Below are 20,204 nucleotides of genomic sequence, written 5' to 3'. Positions count from 1 at the left end.
ATTCTGCGGTATTCTGCCGCATGGCATGGATTTTTGGTGACTTTCACCTAGACCCGGAACGGTTTGAACTGCGCCACGGCACTGATCCGGTGGGGTTGGAACCGCAGGTGCTTGCGCTTCTTGTGCATCTGGTCCGCCATCGCGACCGCATGGTGACAAAGGACGAGATCTCCGAAAAGGTCTGGCAGGGGCGCATCGCCTCGGATGCCAGCATTTCCAGCCGCATCCGGTCGGCACGGCAGGCGTTGGGCGACGATGGCCAGCAGCAGACTATGATCCGCACCGTGCATGGCAAAGGCTTTCGGTTCGTGGCGGATGTCGTGGAAACCGCGCCCGCGCAGGTCGCGGCAGCAATTACAGGCGCGGCGCCGGACGGTGTGCTGACCGGCAGGCCCTCCATCGCCATTCTGCCGTTTCGCCCGCTAGTCATGGCACCAGACCTTGCGATCCTTGCAGATGCCATCCCCTGCGAAATCATTCAGGCCCTGTCGCGGCTGCGCTGGCTGGCGGTGATCGCGCGCGGGTCGTCCTTTCGGTTCCGCAAGCCTGACCCGGATCTTGATCTTGTCGCAACCGCGCTCGGTGCGCGCTATGTGCTGTCCGGGATCGTCGAAGCCAATTCGCGCGGGATTGCAGTCACGCTCGAACTTGCGGACAGCAGCCGCAATGAGGTGATCTGGGGGGATCGGATTGCCGCACCGCTCGATGCCATTGATGATCTTCGCAACCGCATCGTGGCGCATCTTGTCACAGCGTTGGAAGTCTATATTCCGCTGAACGAGGCGAGGGTTGCCCAGATGGCCCCGATCGAAACGCTGGATGCCTGGGCCCACTACCATCTGGGTTTGCAGCACCTGTATCGCTTTACCGCCCCAGACAATCTGCGCGCAAAGGGCTGCTTTGAGCGGGCGGTCACGCTGGACCCGCGCTTTGCCCGCGCCCATGCGGGGCTGTCCTTCACAAGCTTTCTGGAGGCTTTTCTTCATCTGGGTCCTGACGTTGCAGACGCCAGACGCGCGGCGCGCCACCATGCCGAACGCGGGCTGGAGCTGGACCCACTGGACCCGTTCGCGAATTTCACCATGGGCCGCGCGCATTGGCTGACGAATGATCTTGATGTGGCGGCAGACTGGCTTGACCGGGCGACGCGGCTCAATCCGAACTATGCGCAGGGCTACTATTCCTCTGCCCTGACCTCGATGCTGACAGGCAACCTCGGCGCCACTAAGACCGGGCTGGACATGGCGTTGCAGCTCAGCCCGCTTGACCCGCTGCTCTACGGCATCCACGGCGTCCGGTCGCAGATGTTCATGCAGACCGGCGACTACGCCGCTGCCGCCCGCTGGGGCGACCGAGCGGCCACCACGCCCGGCGCTCACTACCTGATCGCCATGATTGCGATGGCGGCGAACGGTCTGGCCGGGGGGCACGAACAGGCTACGCGCTGGCGGCAAACCGTCCGGCGACTGAAGCCGGACGCAAGGGCCGCGCATTACTTCACCGCCTTTCCCACCCGTGACACCGCGTCCAGATCGCGGATCGCCGAAGAACTGGGCCGCCAAGGCTTCTGAGCTGGCATTTGATGGATAAGCAAAGGTCATCGACCAGTAAACGCTCCGCCCTTCGCCCTGCCCAGGCCGGACATCGCATGTGTTTCAGACCACGCCCCCGGCTTACCAGACGCAACGGCGAACGGCTCAATGGGCAAAGGTGGTGCCAACCGTGATCATTGCGGGGATCTATCTATCCCAAAGGTGCTTTCCAGGCTTTCGCCGAACCGGCCAAGCCAGGCGCCTTGCACCCGGTATGCCAGCACCACGCGAACGCGCGGACAGACCAGCGCCTCTGCTTCTCAGAGCTCTTTTTTCGGGGCCTACTTGTTTCTTGCGTTATCCCCCCATGGGGGATAGGCCTTTCACATGTCAGAGCCTCATCGCCACGCAACCCACCCTGCCATCGCCACCCGCTTGAGGCGCGCCGAGGGGCATTTGCGGCGGGTTATCGGAATGATCGAGGAGGGTCGGTCCTGCGTTGATCTGGCCACGCAACTTCATGCTGTTGAGCGCGCAGTGGCCGAGGCGAAGCGGGCGCTGATCCACGATCACATTGACCACTGTGTGACCGCCGGGGGCGATCACGATCTGGCCGAAATCAAATCCCTGACGAAGCCCTTCTAGATGCTGAAGACCCTGCGCAACCCGACCTTCCGCCATCTCTTTGCAGCGCAGATCGTTGCGCTGCTGGGCACTGGCCTGGCGACCGTGGCACTTGGGCTGCTCGCCTGGCAATTAGCGGGCGACAATGCGGGGGCCGTTCTGGGCACGGCGCTGGCGATCAAGATGATAGCCTATGTCACGCTGGCACCTGTGGCGGCGGCCGTGGCCGAACGCCTGCCGCGCCGGGCCTTTCTTGTGGCGCTGGACCTGATCCGCGCGGGCGTGATCGCCTGCCTGCCCTTTGTCGATCAGGTCTGGCAGATCTATGTGCTGATCTTCTTTCTTCAGGCGGCATCGGCCGGGTTTACCCCTGCGTTTCAAGCGGTCATCCCGGATGTGCTGAAGGACGAGGATGACTACACCAACGCCCTCTCGCTGCTGCGGCTGGCCGAGGATCTGGAGCAACTCGCCTCGCCCATGATCGCGGCGCTGCTTCTGACGGTGGTCAGCTTTCCGGTGCTGTTTGCGGGCACAGTCGTGGGCTTCGTCGCCTCGGCCCTTCTCGTGATGACCGCGCGTCTGCCGGGTCGGATGCGGGGCGAGAACAGCCATTTCTGGGCCGACGTCACCAAAGGCATCCGTATCTACACCCGAACGCCTCGCCTGCGCGGGCTGATGGTGATGGAGGCTGCGGTCGCCGCAGCCGGTGCGATGGTCTATGTCAACACGGTGGTTCTGGTGCAGGCCCGGTTGGGACTGGGCGCGGAATCTGTCGCGCTGGCCTTCGCGGGCTTTGGCGCGGGGTCGATGTTGGCGGCCTTCCTGCTACCGCGCATCCTTCAGCAGATGGCGGACCGACCTGTGATGATCGGCGGGGCTGGCCTGATGGTGGCGGGCGTGGCACTGGTGCCGCTGGTGGGCAACCTTGCCAGCCTGATCACCCTCTGGGCGCTGATCGGCTTTGGCTTTTCGCTGACCCAGACCCCCATCGGCCGCATCATAAACCGCTCTTCCCGCGAGGCGGACCGGGGCGCGGTCTTTGCTGCGCAATTCGCGCTGAGCCATGCCTTTTGGCTTGTGACCTATCCGCTTGCCGGGTGGGTTGGTGCTGCTGCGGGGCTTTCCGTTGCCGCGCTGATCCTGGCCGGGATCGGGGCGCTGGGGTTGATGGCGGTATTGCGGATCTGGCCCGCGCAAGATGCCAGCGATCTGGCGCATGACCACCCCGACCTTCCCCCCGATCACCCGCATCTGACCAACCACGGCCCCCGGCACAGCCATGCCTTTGTGATTGATGAAATCCACCCCCGCTGGCCAAGGGCGGCCTGATCCATGCTGGAGCTTGCAGGCCTGTTTGTGGCAGCCCTTGTCGCAGCCACATTGATCCCTGCACAATCCGAGGCGGTGCTGGTTGCGCTGATCGTGCAAGGGGTTCACACCGTCTGGTTGCTACTGGTCGTGGCCACGGTGGGCAATGTGTTGGGCTCTGTCGTGAATTGGGTGATGGGACGGTTTCTCATCCGTTACTCTGATCGACGCTGGTTTCCTTTTTCGCAAAACCAGATGGACAAGGCCTCCCGCTGGTATGCGCGCTGGGGCTATTGGAGCCTGCTTGGCGCATGGCTTCCGGTTGTGGGCGATCCGCTGACGCTGGTTGCTGGCGTGCTGCGTGAACCGTTGTGGCGGTTCTTGCTGATCGTCACCCTTGCCAAGGGCGGCCGCTATCTGGTGCTGGCATGGATAACCGTGGGCCTTGCGACCTGACCCGGATCAGACCAACCCATCCAGATGCGGGAACCGTAACCATGCCCAATCCGGCACGGTCTGAGCCTTGCCCGAACCTGTTCACGGGCGGCAGTCCTTCAGTGGATAAGGTCGCCCACACGCGAAGATGTGATTGTGCTGACGGGCGTTCGAAGGCCCCCAGGTGAACATTACGTTGACACATGGTGCCATACGGCAGAAGGCTCATGCGATCTGACAATCAGGTTTTCGCGGCCGCGAAGCTGTTTTGTCGGTTCTTCATGAAATGTGAAGAAGTCCCGCAAACCAGTGGTTCGTGCCCTGCAAGCCCGACCGGTATCAGAGCACAGTTGACATGGCTGAAACTCCGCCCCCCGTGACCCGTCCGCCTCTGCGTCCCGGGCGTCGTCGTAGCCGACAGATTCTCAAAGCTGTTTTGGCGCTGGTCATGGTCATTGCTCTCATTGGCGGCGGCACTTTGGCCTGGCTGGTCTATGCCGTCCCGCTTGATCTTTCCACAGAGCGTTCAGAGCCAACACCGGCGGTTATTGTCGAAGCCGCCGATGGCACGCTGATCGGCCTGCGCGGTGAGTTGCGCGGCACCCCGGCTGCGCGGGCAGATCTTCCGGATCACCTCGTCAAAGCCATCGTGGCCATCGAGGACCGGCGCTTCTTTGACCATGGCGGCATTGATTTTCGCGGTGTGGCGCGCGCGGCCTGGCGGAACTTTCGCGCCAATGGCGTGGTCGAGGGTGGCAGTACGATCACCCAGCAGCTGGCCAAGATCGAGTTTCTGACCAGTGAACGAACGATGAAGCGTAAGGCAGACGAGGCGTTGATTGCCCTGCGGCTGGAGGCGCGGCTGTCCAAGGACGACATTCTGACGCGCTACCTGAACAACGTGTATTTCGGCGGCGGCGCTGTCGGCATCGGGGCGGCTGCACTCGCCTATTTCGACAAACCGGTCAGCGATCTGACCCTAGCCGAGTCCGCGATGCTGGCTGGGATCATCCGCGCGCCGTCCAAGGCCAATGCCCTGCACAACCTTGAAGACGCGCAGACCCGCGCAAGTGTGGTGCTGGGCGCCATGGTGGAGTCCGGCGTGCTGACCGAAGCCGAGGCGCTTGCCGCGCGAACTGCGCCAGCAACGCCCAACACAAGTGCGCCAAGCCGGGATGGTGGCAGCTGGTTTGCCGACTTTGTTCTGAGCGAAGCCGCAGCGATGGTCGGGCCCGGTCTGGGCTCGGTCCGTGCCAAAACAACATTCCGCCCGGAGTCGCAGGCACTGGCAGAACGCGTGATTGCAGAAAAGCTGGCCGATACGGCGAACGGCAGCCCGACAGAGGTCGCACTGGTCGCGATGACCCTTGACGGCGCGGTGGTGGCCATGGTCGGAGGCCGGGATTACGCAACCAGCCAATACAATCGGGCGGTGCAGGCGCGGCGCCAACCGGGATCGACGTTCAAACTGTTCGTCTATCTGGCGGCACTCCGAAACGGCTGGACGCTCGACACCCCCCTGCAAGACACACCGATCGAGATTGGCGACTGGCGCCCCGAGAACTACGGCGGAAACTATGCCGGTCGCGTGCGCATGGATCAGGCGTTTGCGCAGTCACTCAACGCGGCAACCGTGCGTCTGGCGCAAGAGGTTGGCATTGACGACATCATCGCTGCTGCAAACGATCTTGGCATTGATGCCGAACTAGACCGCAACCTCAGCCTGTCGCTTGGCACATCAGGCGTCGGACTTCTCGACCTGACCGGCGCGTTCGCGTCGGTCGCCGCGGGCCGGATGCCGATTCAACCATGGTCAATCTCCAGCCTGGCACCGACGACCGGCAATGGCGGCCTGCTGGCGGCACTTCCCCAACAAGCCACGCGGCCGTTGGATCACCATGCGGACCTCGTCACGCTGCTTGAAGGGGTGGTGCGCAATGGCACCGGACGCAACGCCGCACTTGATGGCTTTGCGGCGGGGAAGACGGGCACCAGCCAGGGCAACCGCGACGCGTGGTTCGTCGGATTTTCGGATCAGCTTGTGGTCGGGGTATGGGTGGGCAACGACGACGATACTCCCATGCCGGGCGTCACCGGCGGCGACCTTCCCGCACGGATCTGGCAAGCCTTCATGGCAGAGGAAACCGGCCTTGCACCTTTGCAGCTCGGAGCTGCTCGACAGCCGGAGGCAGTGGCTGCGCCAGTTCTGGCACCGGCACCACCGCCGGTTGTTAATCAGGCTCCCGTCCGTATCGACAATGGCAATCGGGGCGGCAGCAAGGATCGCGGCAAGAAAAGCCGTGGCGGCGGCAAGGCCAAAGGCAAGAAACGCTGAGCGTCTGTCACCCTTATCGTTTAAGCGCGCCCAAGACCGGCCGGAACGCAGTCAGACAATCGGTCTGACCGCACATCTGCGTGGCTGCGACCTTGAAGCGCCTTGTGGAGCAAACCGATGCAGTCAAGGATGCGTCCAAAAGCCATGCTCCGGATCGGTACGCAGATATGAATCATCTCGCTCTCACTCGTCGCGCTTCCTTGTTTGCAATTGCTGCTGTCGTTGCCGTTGGCCTTCGGCCCGCAGCAGCCGACGCCGCACCTACGGCGATCCACGTGGCCAAGGATCCCAACTGCGGGTGTTGCACAGCTTGGATTGAGATCATAGAAGCCGACGGCTTCGCCGCCACCGTCGAGCTGCTCGATTACGACGCCCTTCAGGCTCACAAGGTCACCAGCGGCGTTCCGGAAAACATGGCGTCCTGTCATACGGCCCACGTCGAAGGCTATGTGATCGAGGGTCATGTGCCACCCGCCGACATCCGTCGTCTGTTGGCAGACCGCCCTGAAGCCGTTGGACTGGCGGTGCCGGACATGCCTTACGGCTCGCCCGGCATGGGCCCAGAGGCAGAACGCGAGGCCTACGTCGTATACCTGATCCGGCAGGATGGTAGCGCCGAGGTTTTCCAAAGCTACCCCCCAGTCTGAGCCGGAACACTGCCAGAAGCGCCAAGACCGACAGAAGGGCCGCGATCCAGTCGTCGACCTCCTGACCAGCGGTTCTATCCACAGCGGACCGGCATCGACGCGAATCAGGCGGCCAGTTCCGCGCGCCCTGCCCTTTCGCCGTGCTCAGTGCCGACGATTTCGAGACGGACGTTGCGATAGCCTTCGCGCACGATCCAGAGCTCAGCCGCGGTGATGGACTCCGCCAGATGCAGCAGTTCGGCTTTGGGTTCCTCGGCCACCTCGAAGATCAGCCTGCTGTCGGCCGAATGGCTCCGCATGATGGTGACGAGGATCACCCCGTCGGAGGAGAAGTTGCCCTTATGCAGCCTGAAGGAGGCGGGTGCTGTCCAGGTCGGATAGAGCCGCGGCGTTTCCTTCTTCACAAGACGACCGACGCCGTTCGATCGTTCCTAGGCCGCGAGCTTCTTGGTGAAGCGTGCCGGCGCTTTGGGACTGCCGTCAGTGTAGCGAATAAGCGCGCCCACGGGTACTGTGTCGATGATGTGGTTGCAGACATGATTTCTCATCCTGAATGCGAGAGTTCGCACTCATCATATTGATATTGTTGTATTTTGTTGTGAATGGGGGCGGGTTTCGAGGCCCCAACATGGCTCAGATCACTCTGCCGCCATCATCGACGCGCCGCTGCTCGGCAGATCGGCGGTCAGGAAGGCCGGCAGATCGACCTCTTCGGGCTGGACCACGTCATCCCCCTGCCCTTCTGCGATTTCCTCGCCGTCCAGTGCGACCAGATCGGCGCGGCGCAGGACCTCGGGCAACCAGCCGCTGCCCTTGAGGAGCCGCTCGGCTTCGGTGGCCATTTCGCCCTTCTTCAGATGGTCGAGAAGCTGAGCGGTGCCCTCGCCCTTCGCCTCGCGCACGGCCTCCAAGATCCGGGCCTTGGGCACGCGGCTGAGATAGCCGTCGACCGTCGGTTCCCAGCCCGCCTCGACCATGTCGAGATCCACCGGCTGCGCCACGAGATCGGCATGCGCCATGCGGCGGGTCAGGCCGCTGGTCGTGATGCCTACGCCGTAGGGATTCGCCTTTTCATGGAGCGCGTTGATCCCGAAGCTGAGGCAATGCACCAGCAGCGCCAGACGACTGCCCTGATCGAGCACCGTTAGATAATCCCAGAGCGCAGCATCATCGCCGAGAGGCAGGTCGGCCTCCCAGGCCGCGTGGTGTTCATCGACCAGCTTGGCCACCACGCTGTCCTTCAGATCAGGCGCTTGCGCCGACATGTAGACGTGACGCACCGCGGCCTCGAGGCAGCTGCCCGAGGCACTGGAAGTGCGGAAGGTGTCCGTCACGAGCTTCAGGAGCAGCAGCGTCAGTGCCACGTCAGGTGAGCGCCCGATGGCCTCGCGCAGCGACAGCGTCCGGTGGGCAATCAGTTCCATGACCAACCGCTCGGGGAGAGGTTTCAACGCGCCGTCATCCTCGTCCTCTGACATATCCGCGCCGATCGGCTGGCCACCAGTAGTGATCACGGTGCCGTCTCCGGAGGTCGCCGAAGGCTGCCAGCCGGAAACCCCGGTATCGGGCCCCTGCCCCACAGCATCGACGTCTCCGACATCTTGGACCGCAGCGTCCTCACGCGGCTCATCCTCGGGCCGGACATAACCACGATAAACCGCAAGACCGCCATCCCGATCCAGCGTGACGAAGGCGCCCGCGCGGGCAACTTCGACCGGCTCAAAGATCAATGGCCGCGCCTCAAAGGCCTCGATCGACATCTCAAGCTCACCGAGCATTGCGTCGACCTCCTCGGGGTACTCGTCCTCCAGCGCACGATACTCCGCGAGAAGCGCCGCATGGGTCGAGCTTTCCGCGTCGGTCATAGGCGCCTGATCACCGGCCAGACGCCGCAAGCCGTGGCTGTAGCCATAGGGCAGGTCGGTCGCCACCTCGATCCATTTCCAACCCTCACCGGCAAGCGTTTCAGCCTCGGTGTGAAGCTTCTCTGCCACCAGAGGGTCGAGCAAGGCAGGGTCCTCGAGCCAGCCGCCGTCATCGCCAACGAATACCGCGCGACGATCCGAGGCGCGGACGGATGTTTCGGTCAGCATCCGCCGGATGGCATGGGGTTCCTTGTTCCAAGAGTTTTTCACCGCATCCCAAACCTGAACCTGACGCACGTGATCGGGGTTTACCGTGAAGGCCATGAGTTGTTCGAGAGTCATGCCATCCTCGGCATAGACCTCGAGCAGGGCAGGGGCCACGGAGGCATGTTTCAGACGCTGCTTGACGATCTGCGACGTCACGAAGAAGGCCGCCGCGATCGCGTCCTCGCACTGACCCTTCTCGCGCAAGAGCTGGAAGGCACGGAACTGGTCAAGCGGGTGCAGAGTGACGCGCTGGATGTTCTCAGCCAGAGAGTCATCTTCGGCAAGGATGCCCGAAGCTACGTCCCGCACAATGCAGGGGATAGGCGCGGTTTTCGCGAGCCGTTTCTGCTTCACCAGCAACGACAGCGCCTGCAAACGCTGACCGCCAGCTGGGATCTCGAACGCGCCGGTCTCGACGCCATCGGCATTCAGCACGGGCCGCACGCTCAGGCTTTGCAACAAGCCGCGGCGAGCAATGTCCTTGGCCAACTCTTCAACCGACACACGGGCCTTGATACGCCGGATATTGGACTGGCTCAGCACCAGCTTGTCAAAGGGGATGTCCTGTGAGGACGAAAGGGTGATCTTCTGGGCAGCTTGGGCCATCAGGTTTTCTCTAGGACGGGCGCCAGGAGCCACTCTCCCGATCTCACTTCCCGTCACCCTCAAATCAACTATTCTCAAACTCTCTGCTGCGTAGAGCGACAGCCTCATGTTTACCCCGGTATACATCACGTGCATCGGCCCCTGCAAAGCACCAACAAATGTTTACCGGGGTAAACATTCCTGGACTAAGCGAGGGCAGCTACTGGCTTACCGGGCCGAACGAGGGAACGAAACATTCGGACGAGATCGAGGCCTTGCTTGAGACGACGCTGCACAAGAGCGGTTAGATAGGCTTCTGGGTTGCGAACTCTGCCAAACGCTTCGACAAGACCAAGAACGGCTAAAGCGCAGCCGTGCTTTCCCAAGTGCTTCTCCGCTTCACGAATAACTGTTCCCTGAAGGCCGATGGCAGGGGCAAGTCTTGTTGAAAGATCAATCAGATCCTCCCAGCATTGAGGCTGTCTAGGAGACATTTCTCTAGCAGTTCGAGCAAGGTCCATGCATTCGTCCACTGTGATGTCGGCATGATCCGTGTTGGTGGGTATTTCATGCACAGGGTTGCTCAAGGTTTTGCTCTCAGCCTCTTCAGATTCTAAATTATCTTTATACGAACTCTGAATATGGCGGTCATTTTGACCGTCGCTGACGGACAGATGTGTTGTCGGCTGAGTCACGTTGTCCATGGATTGAGGGATCATTACGGGCGCAGCATCTTCAAGCTGTGTCAGGATTTTCTGCAATTGATTGCTATCGAGCACTCTTCTAAGCGCGCGTTGAGCTTCGTTTTGAACGTCAGTGATTTGATGTGGCGGAATTTTGAACAAAACATCTCTGATCAAGGAGCGAAGCACTTTGATTCTTACGGTTTCGTGGCGGCAGTCTTCTGCCATGGCTTCCAGATGGCTCTGGATGTGGAAAAGAGGTGCGAGATCGATGCCATAGGTCAGCAGCGCGGCCTGGTGATCGTCGCGTACTTGATATCGCTTGCCGTTGGGGCTTGTCCGGCGTTCAACCATCCCGCAGTCCTGCAAGTGAGCAATCCGACGACGAAGAGTGCGTTCGTCGATGCCATCGCAACGATCAATCAGAACCCGGTTGGATGCAAAGACCACCATTTGGTCAGGTCGCGCTTGCGAGGGCAGGAGGGACAACAGTCCCCGCAAGACGGCGATGTCGCGATCTCGAAGCTTCAGACGGCGGCGGCAGGTCTTTGCCAGATCAAGGATATGCCAACGATTGTCCTTGTCGGCTGCAGGGGTCGGCGCCTGAGGTTTCTGAGACGACAAATTGGGGCGCCGGACATGCCGAAGCATGGGCGTGGTTGCGATCTGTTCCATGATATATTCACGCGGAACGTGTAGGACTGTCCGAATAAGGACTGCTTTGCGCAAATTTCCGCGGGTATTCTGGCTCTTTTGTTCAGATAAAGGATAAAAGATATCAGATCACCGCGATGCGATGTTGCTTGCGATTCGGGCCTGCGCTAACTTGCTCTGGCTAGTGATGAGCATTCTCAGGGTTGGCGCCCTGTGTTTTGCGCGGGCCTTCCGGGTGGTTTCCATTCGGGAGGCCTATTCTTTTCCGACATTGCTCCTCTGTTGTTTTCGTCGCATCGCTTGCTCACTCCGGTTTTTCAGAGCGGGCAAGGAATTTTTCATGCAGGCGCGGGAACACCGTTTCGGCGTTCTCATGCAGCCATGCCGCAAACGGATCGCCTTTGGATGCTGCCCGAAAGCTTAGCGTGTCATTCTGCAGCGCAATGGTGCCAATGACCGAACCATCCTGCGCCTTCACCAACATGGATTGTGGTTGCTGGGGTTTCGGCGCTTTGCTGTTTTTTCCAGACTTTGTCGCCAATTTCGACCAGAGGTCGAATCTCTGGTCAGATGTGAGGCCAGTCGGGAACGGGGCAGGGTGCACTGTAGCGACATCGACATTTTCATCGAGAAGGCGGGCCGCTAGTTCATACCAGCGTTTCCACCCTACGGAGGGCGCCGCACCTATGCGCTCGATAATGTCGCGTGGGATGGCCTCGCGCACCTTACGCATGTGCGAGGTGTGGCTCCGATTGACGTTCAGCGCGTCCTGCACAACCTTTGCATCATAGCCCGCCTCTTCGAGGTCGCCCGCAAAGAGTGCCTTTTCGATGAAAGAGGGATCTTTGCGAACGTTGTTTTCCTGCCCTTGCGCAAGGACAGCTTCTTCATCAGACAAGGTTCGGATGAGCGCTTTGACAGGTGTTCGCAATGAACGGATGGCCGCAAGCCGCCGCCGCCCATAAACCACCTGATAACGGCCGCTGAGCTTAGGATGGGGACGCAAGAGGATAGGAACCTGCTGTCCGTGCCTCGCAATGCTGTCGCGCAGCTCCGCGATATCGTCGTCGATGCCGCCTAAACGATCCTTGAGGCCAGTGTCCTCGATCATCTCGGGGTCAATGTCTTGTACGGAACGGCTGCTCAGGCTGCGCAAATCGTTGCGAATTGCGGCAATCGGGCCGCCACTTTGAAATACCTCTGGCATTTTCTCAGCACTGGGGGGAATGGCAGCCATCTCGGGGTCTTCGGACCGCTGAGCCGCGGTAATGCCTTCGAACATGTTTTTCCGGGCCATATCAGTGTCTTCCCCAAGCTTTGTGGATATCTTGCTCCAGCTCGCGCGCGACGGCGTTCACCGATTCCATCGCGCGGTCATAGGTGTTCCGGTTCATGCTTCCTCGCCCGACTTCAAACAGGGTTTGATGTGTCAGGCCCGCATCCGAAATGGCGGTCGATTTCAGGAATGTCTCGGTCATCACGCGTTTGCCGAAGTTTGCACGCAAAAGCCCGGCAACCTGTGCCTGAGGGCCATCGGAAGGCTCGAACCGTGAGACTAGGTAACGCAGGAAATCGTAGTCCAGTGTCATCCCCGCATCTCGGATGGTGTCGAGCAAGGATGATGTCATGGTCAGGAACTGCGCCAACGAGGCCACGTCGATGAAGTTTGGCACCACCGGGATGATGATCGAAGATGACGCGACCAAAGAAGACAACGTCAGAAAGCCAAGCTGGGGCGGACAATCAATGAAAACAAGGTCATAGTTTGCTTCCACCGACTGGATTGCCTCGCGCAGACGCAAGTAGAAGGGCGGCTCAGCGCCGCGGCGCAGCGCGTAAGGCGTTTCCGTTTCATACTCTGACAGGATCAGACCGCCTGCAGCGATATCTAGGCCGTGAAAGTAGGTCTTTCGGATGACCTCGCTCATCGGCAGCGGATCGTCATAGCGGATCGCGTCGTAGATGGTCCCTTTGTGCGTGAAATCGATCTCAGGACGCAGGCCTGTCATCGATGACAGCGACGCCTGCGGGTCCATATCGACCACCAGAACGCGATAGCCATGAAGAGCATACCATTGGCTGAGATATGCCGCTGATGTGGTCTTTGCCGAGCCGCCCTTGAACGAGACGCAGGAAATGATTTGGAGCGGTTCTTGCCCAACCCGTCCTCGCAGGTAAAGCGAAGGATCCCTTGTGTTGCGTGCGAGCGCCAGGCGGATCTGCCCCAAGTCTTCGGCGGAGTAGAACTTGCGGCCTCTCTCGTCCAAAGGGACGTCTGGGATCTTGTTTTCGGCATGCAGCTTTCGAAGGTGCCCGGGCGCAAGCCCCAAGAAGTCAGCGGCCTCGGTGGACGAAAAAGTTCTTAGGTGTTTCCTCGCGTCAGGCGCAAAATTGCGCTCGAGGTGCAGGCGAATAGACGCGTGCAGCGTAGATGCGTCGGTTTGAAGCTCGGCAAATACTCGCTCTGCTGACATACTGCCCTCATGTTTTGTGCTGTCGCAACCGAGGTCCACGCAGCGCGCTCTTTTCGAGCTTTTCTTTTGTAGCGCAAAAATCTGAAATTCTCACCTTTTCGCGCTACGGGTAGAAATGCGCCAACTTTTTCGTTCGCGCAAGAAATTTCTACTGATAGACACGAACCAACTGCCGGGCTGGAAGCGTAGTCGCGAAGATCGCAACCTTAACCTACTGAAATAAATAAATTAAACTCGATGATGTGAATTTGTGGGCCATCAACATCTTGTTGCTAGGTCTGAGGCTTCAAGGGTCCGGTGACGGGATTGGCGAAGTCCGTTCTCGGCTTGTTTTCGATTCGAAGTGCGTCGACTGGAGGTCAGAAACTTGATTATGCCTCCGCTCCATGGGCTGGGCTCAAGTTTGCTGGCGCAAGTGCTCGACTGCTACATCAAGCGGCATGGCGCGCAAGCCATCTCCGAGGGGAACCTCACGGTCCCCAGCAAAGACCAAGATGCGCTGATCAGCCTTAATGTCTGCAATGGCAAGGTGAAAGCCGCGCGATACCTTTGGGGCAGTGGTGCGCTTGATCTCGATTGCCCAAGTTTCCCCGCCGCGAAGGCGAAGGACAAGGTCAAGTTCTGCACCAGCCGATGTCCTGTAGAAGAAGGTTTCTGTGTCGGCGGGTGCGGCGGCGATCAAGGTTTCTAGGCAAAACCCCTCCCAGCTGCCACCGACCACCGGATGGCCCAGCAAGCTTTCCAGTGTGCCGAGGCCAAGCAACGCATGTAGCAGGCCAGAGTCTCGGACATAGACCTTCGGTGACTTGACGAGGCGTTTGCCGACATTTTCATGCCAAGGCTGCAAGCGCCGCACCAGCATGAGATCGACAAGCAGATCAAGGTATCGTCCCACCGTTTGACCCGAGACGCCCAGCCCCTCGGCCAGCGCAGCTGCATTCAGCAGTCCACCCTGCGCATGCGCCAGCATCGTCCAGAAGCGGCGAAGTGTGGTCGCCGGGATGCGCGGCCCGAGGGCGGGGATATCGCGCTCCAGGTAGGTGCGCAGAAAATCCTCACGCCAGTTCATGCTGGATCGGTCGCTGTCTGCTTGGAAGCTGTCAGGAAAACCGCCTCTCAGCCAGAGGTCGTTCAACCTGTCTTCGCCTACGTCGTCCAGCAGAAGAGGCGGCATCTCGATATAGCGAACTCGCCCGGCAAGGGACTCGGCCGATTGATGCAGCAGCACATTCGATGCAGACCCGAGCAGCAGGAACTGCCCTGTGCGGGCCCCCTTGCGCCGTCGCATGTCGATCTGCCCACGGAGGTTCTTGAACAGGTCCGGCATCTGCTGAACCTCATCCAGGATGACGAGCTTACCGACTTGCTCATCCAGATAAAGATCGGGCTCTGTCAGGACCTGTCGATCCGCGTCGCGTTCCAGATCGAGGTACACAGATGGGCGTTGCTCGGCTATTTCAAGTGCAAGTGTGGTCTTGCCGACCTGCCGGGGCCCCAAAAGGACAACAGCCGCTTGGACCTCGAGGGCGGATTGCACGGTCTGAGTGGTCTGACGTTGGTACATACCTTGCAATTACTCCATAGTGTGGAAGATTTGCAAGGTTATCATGCTCAATCGACCAAGCCAAGCCTCTGGGCCCGCTACAGCCGCATCTTCATGGACGAGGGCTGCCAGCTTGTCCGCCCGCAAGGTGTACGCTGATCCCCGACGTCAGATTCTTTTGACCAAAATCGCGCGTTGGCATATATTGCCAATGAAGGAGACCTGACCCATGGTGACGCGCAACGTTGTCCTCACTGAAGCTCAAGACAATCTGGTTCAAGCCTTGGTGGCGTCCGGACGCTACCAGAATGTGAGCGAAGCGATGCGCGCTGGCTTGAGACTGCTCGAACAGGAGGAAGCCCAGCTGGCTGGAATCCGGAAGGACCTTTTTGAAGGCTTGGCGCAGGCCAAGGCGGGCGATCTTGCGGGGGGTAGTGGGGAAGATGCGATCCGTCGCGCCTTTGCGAATGCACGCGCTTCCTCATGAGCCGATCCTTCCGGTTGACGCGTCGTGCGGAAGCCAGCCTTACCGAGATAGCCAGATAGACGATCAAGAATTTCGGACTGCGCCAAGCAGAGCGCTACGAGGCGGAACTGCTCAGCCGGTGTAAAGGAATTCTGAACGGCACGGTACACAGCCGGCGTTGCGCAGTCCTTGTGGATGACGCAGACGATCTTCGGCTCGCCAGGGCAGGGGAGCATTTTCTGGTCTTTCTGGACCAGCCCGATGAGGTCATCATCGTCGATATCTTGCATTCTCACAGCGATCTGCACCGTCATGTCGAGGTGCTGTTGGCTTTAAAGACCGAAGGCTTCTGATCCGCCTCACAACCCCGCCGCTTTGGTCAGGTTGACCCTGAACCGGTCGCGCCTGCGCTGGTAGCGGCGGGTCATTTCCGCCGAGGCATGGCCGAGGTGCTTTTGCACATGACGCTCATCGACTTCGGCGCTGGAGGCGAGGCCGGCGCGCAGGGAATGGCCCGAATAGAGCCGCAGGCGGTCGGCTTTCGACAGTTCGGGGCGCAGGCCAGCATCTTCGACGGTCTGCTTGATCAGCCGGGCGACATGCTTGTCAGAGAGCCGGTCCGGAGTGGCGCGGCGGCCATCGCGGCTGACGGCGACAAAGATCGGCCCGAAGTCGATCCTGGCAAAGTGCAGCCATTGGCTGAGCGCATGCACCGGGCAGGTCTGATCGCTGGAGCCGCGGCCGATCTCGACCTCGCGCCAACCGGTCTTGCCGCGCAGGGTGATCAGCGCGCCGCCGTCGAGGATCTGCACCCAGCCACCAGAGTCCGGCGTGTCATCCTTGCCGTGATCAAGGCTGACAATCTCGGAGCGCCGGAGGCCGCCGGTAAAGCCGATCAGCAGCAGCGCCCGGTCACGCAAGCCGCGCAGATCATGGGGCAGGGTGGCCAGCATGTCGCGGATATCCTCGGGCAGGATCGCCTCTTTCTGCACCGGGGGCCGCGCGTGTTTGCGGCGGATGCCGGCGAGGACGGTGGCGATATGGCGGTCCTTGCGGTCGAGCCGCGCCCCACGCTGTGCACAGCCCCAGCTGAGGCCGGAAAGGCGGCGCTCGATGGAGGCGACAGAGAGGGCAGGGGGCTTGCCTTGTGGCGCGGCCAGATCGGCGATGTAGAGGCCGATAAGTTCAGGCGCGGGCGGCAGAGGATCGGCGCCGCGCATCCTGCACCAGCGGGTGAAATGCGTCCAGTCGCGGGCATAGGACCTGAGCGTGTTCTCCGACGCCGCCTGCCGCGCATAGTCCCGCGCCGTCTCGGCCAGCCGACCAGCGCACCGGAGCCTGGGATGGGGGAGGGCAGGGGGATGGCCGTCCGATCCGGATCAGCGCTCTCGTCTCCTGAAGGAAGATCAGGCTGTTCCGGCGGGTTGGAGGTGGCTTTGAGGGGTGTTTTGTCCATGTCGTTCTTGTTCCAATGTCGGAATCTAACGCTTTGATTTTACTTTGTTCATGTTCATGTTCTTGTTTCATTCCCGGATTATAGTCTCATTGGTGGACTTGATGGGCTCCCTGCGCCTTACTTGGTAGGGTTGCCCGCACCAAGGCGTTTGGTCCCATGCAGATCAAAATCGTGCTGATCTTACTTGCTAATTTGTCCGCTGCGTTGCGAGTCCAGAGATTGAACAAGAGTCCGGTCCACCGATTGAGTCGGAATTTAGAGCTCGCGAGGGCCGATTTCGGTCGAATCCACCCATGAAACTAAAACGACATCTATGTCGGAGCGCATGGTGTATTAATGTCCGATAATGCAACATTATTGGACATATAAACTATAGCGCCTTGGCGGCGCTATTTTTGATAATTACCCCCATAAAGCGCCGCAAGGATTTATCCTTGCAGCTGCATATCGCCCACCACTGCACGGTTTTAACGCGCCGATCACATTAGCCATTCGACGGGCAGCCAGCCGACAACCGTCACGACGAGACGCCTCAGGGCAGTGGAGCCTGGTTCTTTTGTAACCACAATCTGCCGTGCTGCGTCTGTCCAGATCATTTGGCCATCTTGCACGCCGACTTGCCAAGCAAGTCCTGCAAGTCTCAGATCAAAGGCTCTGTGCAGGGCCTCCGCAAGGTGCGAGCTTTCAATCAGAATGCCCATCTCCGTGTTCAGTGTGGTCGATCGCGGATCAAAATTGAACGAGCCAACAAAAATCCGGGCCTCGTCTACGGCAAATATCTTGGCGTGCAGACTGGCCTTGGACAGACCCATACGGCGGCGTGTCCGGCTTGGGCGGTCCGAGCCCGCGCCGGCGTGCAACTCAAAGAGCGTAAGCCCCGCGCGGAGCATCGCACTACGGCGCTTTGCATAGCCTGCATGTACGGCGACCACGTCAGTCGCCTCGATTCCATTTGTCAGTGCGCGCACTTTCACCCCGCGTGAGGTGAGGGTGGCGAAGGCCTTTACCCCTTCTTTGCCCGGCACCAGATAGGGCGACACAAGATCGATCCTACTTTTGACCTGGCCTACTGCGTGCATCAGGCGCGTGGCCAGAAGATCTTCACGAGGGACGGCCCCCTGGCCCTTCACAGGGTCATCGCTGACCAGAACGGCACGGGTCCATTCCAAATCAAGATCGCCGTTGGCCATCGCAGCGCGGAAGTCTGCGCCATCCAGACCGGCGCAGTAGTCACCGAAGTGGGCATCGTCGCGGAACCGTGCCAGACCACGGCCAATCGGTTCGGACCCATTTGTCTTTCCCACGAATGGCGCGGCCGGCTGTGCCGAGAGGCAGGCCCAGTAGCGGTCAAAATCCTCTGACACCAACGGAACGATTGCGCCCGCTGCCAGCACATCAAGGTCAATGAACAGCGCATCGGGGCCAGTATCAAAATACCGGTCGCCGACATTGCGCCCGCCCAGGATTGTCACCACTCCGTCGACCGTGAAGGACTTGTTGTGCATGCGGCGGTTCAGGCGAAAAAAATCGAAGGCATAGCACAGAGCCTTGAACCTGCGCAGAGGGAATGGGTTGTAAAGGCGCACCTGAACGTTCGAATGCGCTTCAAGCTCCGCCAGTTCCGGATCGAGCCCTCCATTGCCAAGGTCATCCAGAAGCAAGCGCACACGTACACCGCGATCGGCTGCGCGCCGAAGCGCGTCCAAAAGCATGTATCCCGTGAGATCCTTGTACCAGATGTAATACTGTGCATCGATTGACGATACCGCCGCATCGGCAAGCGTGATCCGTGCGGCAAAGGCCTCCACTCCGTTGGGCAAGGGCCGGACGCCGGTCAGCCCATCTTCGCCATCCGCACTCCTCCCGCCGGCAGTCGCGATGGTGCCCGTTCGGATCGGGGGCAGCGCGGTGCTGTTTACACGCCCTGACACGGGAGGCATGCTGAACATCCTGCGTGCCACGAGAACGGCAATCGCGGCGACCGCCAGAGCCACCAGCAGAATTTCGAGCATAGCGCTCACTTTGTGCCTATCCTTCGCGCTATGTCGGCCGATTTCAGGTGCCGGAAGCGCCCGATGATCGGCCGGTGATCCGAAGCCATTATGGCCTCTGGCCCGGCGATGACGCTGCTGCTCAACAAGTCCAGATCGCGGCTGTAGGCCATCCGGTCGAGGTTGAGGAAGGGCCGACCCGATGGAAAGGTCGGGCCAGGGCTGTGTAGGCGCAGCCAGTCAGGCAGTGTTTCAAAGCCGCGCTGGTCGCGCCACTCGTTATAGTCGCCCGCGATGACGGTTGGCCTGTGATCCAGCGCCGCCAGCTGCGTGGCGATAAAATCAAGCTGCTTACGGCGATTGCCGCGCAAAAGGCCCAGATGCACCCCGACAATGCGCACCGCGAGGTCACGGACCGTCAGGTCAGCGATAACCACACCCCGCGGCTCAAGCGCCGGCAGATCGTGCAGACGGATCTCGTCGACCTCGATGCCGGGACGTTTCAACATTGCAATGCCGTGCCAGCCGATCCCAACCGTGGCAGGTGTCAAATCAATCACCTCGAACGGACCAATCCTGCCATGAATCCGCGGCAGTGCAGCAGGACGCGGATGCATGCGGAAGTCGGCTTCCTGCAACAGGACGATATCGGCATCAAAGCCGACAATAGCATCAATCGTTCGCGCTGGACGTCGGCGAAAATCCCGGCCAAGCCCGGCGCGAATGTTCCAGCTGGCCACCGTAAGGTGGGTCATTCATGCAAATCCAATTCAGTCAGGAGGATGGTCCCGCCACCATTTCATTCTTGAAACTTACTCATAGTTGGCTTGCCTTCCAAGCGTCAGGACCGCACTCATGCCAAGGTCAGGTCCATGCTGCATTTCTTATGATCGCGGTGAGAGGCGGTGCATAGCGTGAAGCGTGCTGCTATTGTTTGGGCACTCCGCGACGGCCGCAACAGACAAAACGTATCCGTTTCTGCTCCTGACGGATGCGACCCTCTATAGATGCTGTCTCGATGCAGGACAGTCGATGCTTGCGCCCGAAAATCAAATTGATTGTCGGGCTTCTTGTAGAGATCTGCCCGCTGTGAACTTATCGCCCGACTTGTACACGGCGTCCCGGACGCTAACGTCCCCGACATTCAAGGCTGCTGACATGACAACCATCCCCCGTTCCGGAACCTACGTCACCGTGCTGGCAGTGCTGGGTCTGACGCATCTTCTGAACGATCTGATGCAGTCGCTGATCCCGGCAGCCTATCCGATTCTGAAGGAGGCTTACGGTCTGGATTTCGTCCAGATCGGGATGATCACCCTGACCTTCCAGGTTGCGGGCG

Annotated in this window: 16 protein-coding genes and 2 pseudogenes; 9 read left to right on the top strand and 9 right to left on the bottom strand. The window is 60.3% G+C overall.

The window, feature by feature from the left end; translation table 11 throughout:
* Window positions 1-20 precede the first annotated feature (20 nt).
* The 6 genes from Q7J44_RS22315 (at window position 21) to Q7J44_RS22290 (ending at window position 6,881) form a co-directional block, all read left to right on the top strand.
* Complete coding sequence (locus Q7J44_RS22315; RefSeq protein ID WP_304883279.1) at window positions 21-1,571, top strand: winged helix-turn-helix domain-containing tetratricopeptide repeat protein; 1,551 nt, start codon at window positions 21-23, stop codon at window positions 1,569-1,571.
* Window positions 1,572-1,919: 348 nt separating this feature from the next.
* Complete coding sequence (locus Q7J44_RS22310; protein WP_304883278.1) at window positions 1,920-2,177, top strand: metal-sensing transcriptional repressor; 258 nt, start codon at window positions 1,920-1,922, stop codon at window positions 2,175-2,177.
* The gene (locus Q7J44_RS22305; protein WP_304883277.1) at window positions 2,178-3,485 is read left to right on the top strand and encodes an MFS transporter; all 1,308 of its coding nucleotides are present in this window, start codon (window positions 2,178-2,180) and stop codon (window positions 3,483-3,485) included.
* A gap of 3 nt (window positions 3,486-3,488) precedes the next feature.
* A complete protein-coding gene (locus Q7J44_RS22300; protein ID WP_304883276.1) occupies window positions 3,489-3,920 on the top strand; it encodes a YqaA family protein in 432 nt (143 codons plus the stop codon).
* Window positions 3,921-4,347: 427 nt separating this feature from the next.
* Window positions 4,348-6,234, top strand: coding sequence for a transglycosylase domain-containing protein (locus Q7J44_RS22295; protein ID WP_304883275.1), 1,887 nt, complete (start codon window positions 4,348-4,350; stop codon window positions 6,232-6,234).
* A gap of 167 nt (window positions 6,235-6,401) precedes the next feature.
* A complete protein-coding gene (locus Q7J44_RS22290) occupies window positions 6,402-6,881 on the top strand; it encodes a DUF411 domain-containing protein (RefSeq protein ID WP_304883304.1) in 480 nt (159 codons plus the stop codon).
* Window positions 6,882-6,985: 104 nt separating this feature from the next.
* Here Q7J44_RS22290 and Q7J44_RS22285 read toward each other — a convergent pair whose 3' ends face one another.
* The 6 genes from Q7J44_RS22285 to Q7J44_RS22260 form a co-directional block, all read right to left on the bottom strand.
* Window positions 6,986-7,285: a hypothetical protein gene (locus tag Q7J44_RS22285; RefSeq protein WP_304883274.1), complete on the bottom strand. Its 300-nt coding sequence runs from the start codon at window positions 7,283-7,285 to the stop codon at window positions 6,986-6,988.
* Between the two features lie 234 nt (window positions 7,286-7,519).
* Window positions 7,520-9,619 (bottom strand): ParB/RepB/Spo0J family partition protein, encoded by a 2,100-nt coding sequence (locus Q7J44_RS22280; RefSeq protein ID WP_304883273.1) that lies wholly within the window; start codon window positions 9,617-9,619, stop codon window positions 7,520-7,522.
* A gap of 185 nt (window positions 9,620-9,804) precedes the next feature.
* Window positions 9,805-10,956 (bottom strand): plasmid replication protein RepC, encoded by a 1,152-nt coding sequence (gene repC / locus Q7J44_RS22275; protein WP_304883272.1) that lies wholly within the window; start codon window positions 10,954-10,956, stop codon window positions 9,805-9,807.
* 283 nt (window positions 10,957-11,239) lie between these two features.
* Window positions 11,240-12,232: a plasmid partitioning protein RepB gene (gene repB, locus Q7J44_RS22270; RefSeq protein WP_304883271.1), complete on the bottom strand. Its 993-nt coding sequence runs from the start codon at window positions 12,230-12,232 to the stop codon at window positions 11,240-11,242.
* 1 nt (window position 12,233) lies between these two features.
* Window positions 12,234-13,409 (bottom strand): plasmid partitioning protein RepA, encoded by a 1,176-nt coding sequence (repA, locus tag Q7J44_RS22265; protein WP_304883270.1) that lies wholly within the window; start codon window positions 13,407-13,409, stop codon window positions 12,234-12,236.
* Window positions 13,410-13,806: 397 nt separating this feature from the next.
* Complete coding sequence (locus Q7J44_RS22260; protein WP_304883269.1) at window positions 13,807-14,973, bottom strand: ATP-binding protein; 1,167 nt, start codon at window positions 14,971-14,973, stop codon at window positions 13,807-13,809.
* Between the two features lie 208 nt (window positions 14,974-15,181).
* Between Q7J44_RS22260 and Q7J44_RS22255 the strand changes: the two genes are divergently transcribed.
* On the top strand, window positions 15,182-15,439 hold the full coding sequence (locus Q7J44_RS22255; protein WP_304883268.1) for a type II toxin-antitoxin system ParD family antitoxin: 258 nt from the start codon (window positions 15,182-15,184) through the stop codon (window positions 15,437-15,439).
* A 62-nt stretch (window positions 15,440-15,501) separates the two neighbouring features.
* On the top strand, window positions 15,502-15,771 hold the full coding sequence (locus tag Q7J44_RS22250; RefSeq protein ID WP_304883303.1) for a type II toxin-antitoxin system RelE/ParE family toxin: 270 nt from the start codon (window positions 15,502-15,504) through the stop codon (window positions 15,769-15,771).
* A gap of 6 nt (window positions 15,772-15,777) precedes the next feature.
* Here Q7J44_RS22250 and Q7J44_RS22245 read toward each other — a convergent pair.
* The 3 genes and pseudogenes from Q7J44_RS22245 to Q7J44_RS22235 all read right to left on the bottom strand — a co-directional run bounded on the left by Q7J44_RS22245 (window position 15,778) and on the right by Q7J44_RS22235 (window position 19,605).
* Window positions 15,778-16,890, bottom strand: a pseudogene (locus tag Q7J44_RS22245) (tyrosine-type recombinase/integrase).
* Window positions 16,891-17,353: 463 nt separating this feature from the next.
* On the bottom strand, window positions 17,354-18,886 hold the full coding sequence (locus tag Q7J44_RS22240) for a phospholipase D family protein (RefSeq protein WP_304883267.1): 1,533 nt from the start codon (window positions 18,884-18,886) through the stop codon (window positions 17,354-17,356).
* A 5-nt stretch (window positions 18,887-18,891) separates the two neighbouring features.
* The gene (locus Q7J44_RS22235) at window positions 18,892-19,605 is read right to left on the bottom strand and encodes an endonuclease/exonuclease/phosphatase family protein (protein WP_304883266.1); all 714 of its coding nucleotides are present in this window, start codon (window positions 19,603-19,605) and stop codon (window positions 18,892-18,894) included.
* 418 nt (window positions 19,606-20,023) lie between these two features.
* Here Q7J44_RS22235 and Q7J44_RS22230 point away from each other — a divergent pair.
* A pseudogene (locus Q7J44_RS22230) lies at window positions 20,024-20,204 on the top strand (MFS transporter); the annotation flags it as partial.

Source organism: Pseudotabrizicola sp., assembly GCF_030656345.1.
In the GTDB taxonomy this organism is placed as follows: Bacteria; Pseudomonadota; Alphaproteobacteria; order Rhodobacterales; family Rhodobacteraceae; genus Pseudotabrizicola.
This window is presented reverse-complemented; position numbering and strand designations above follow the sequence as displayed.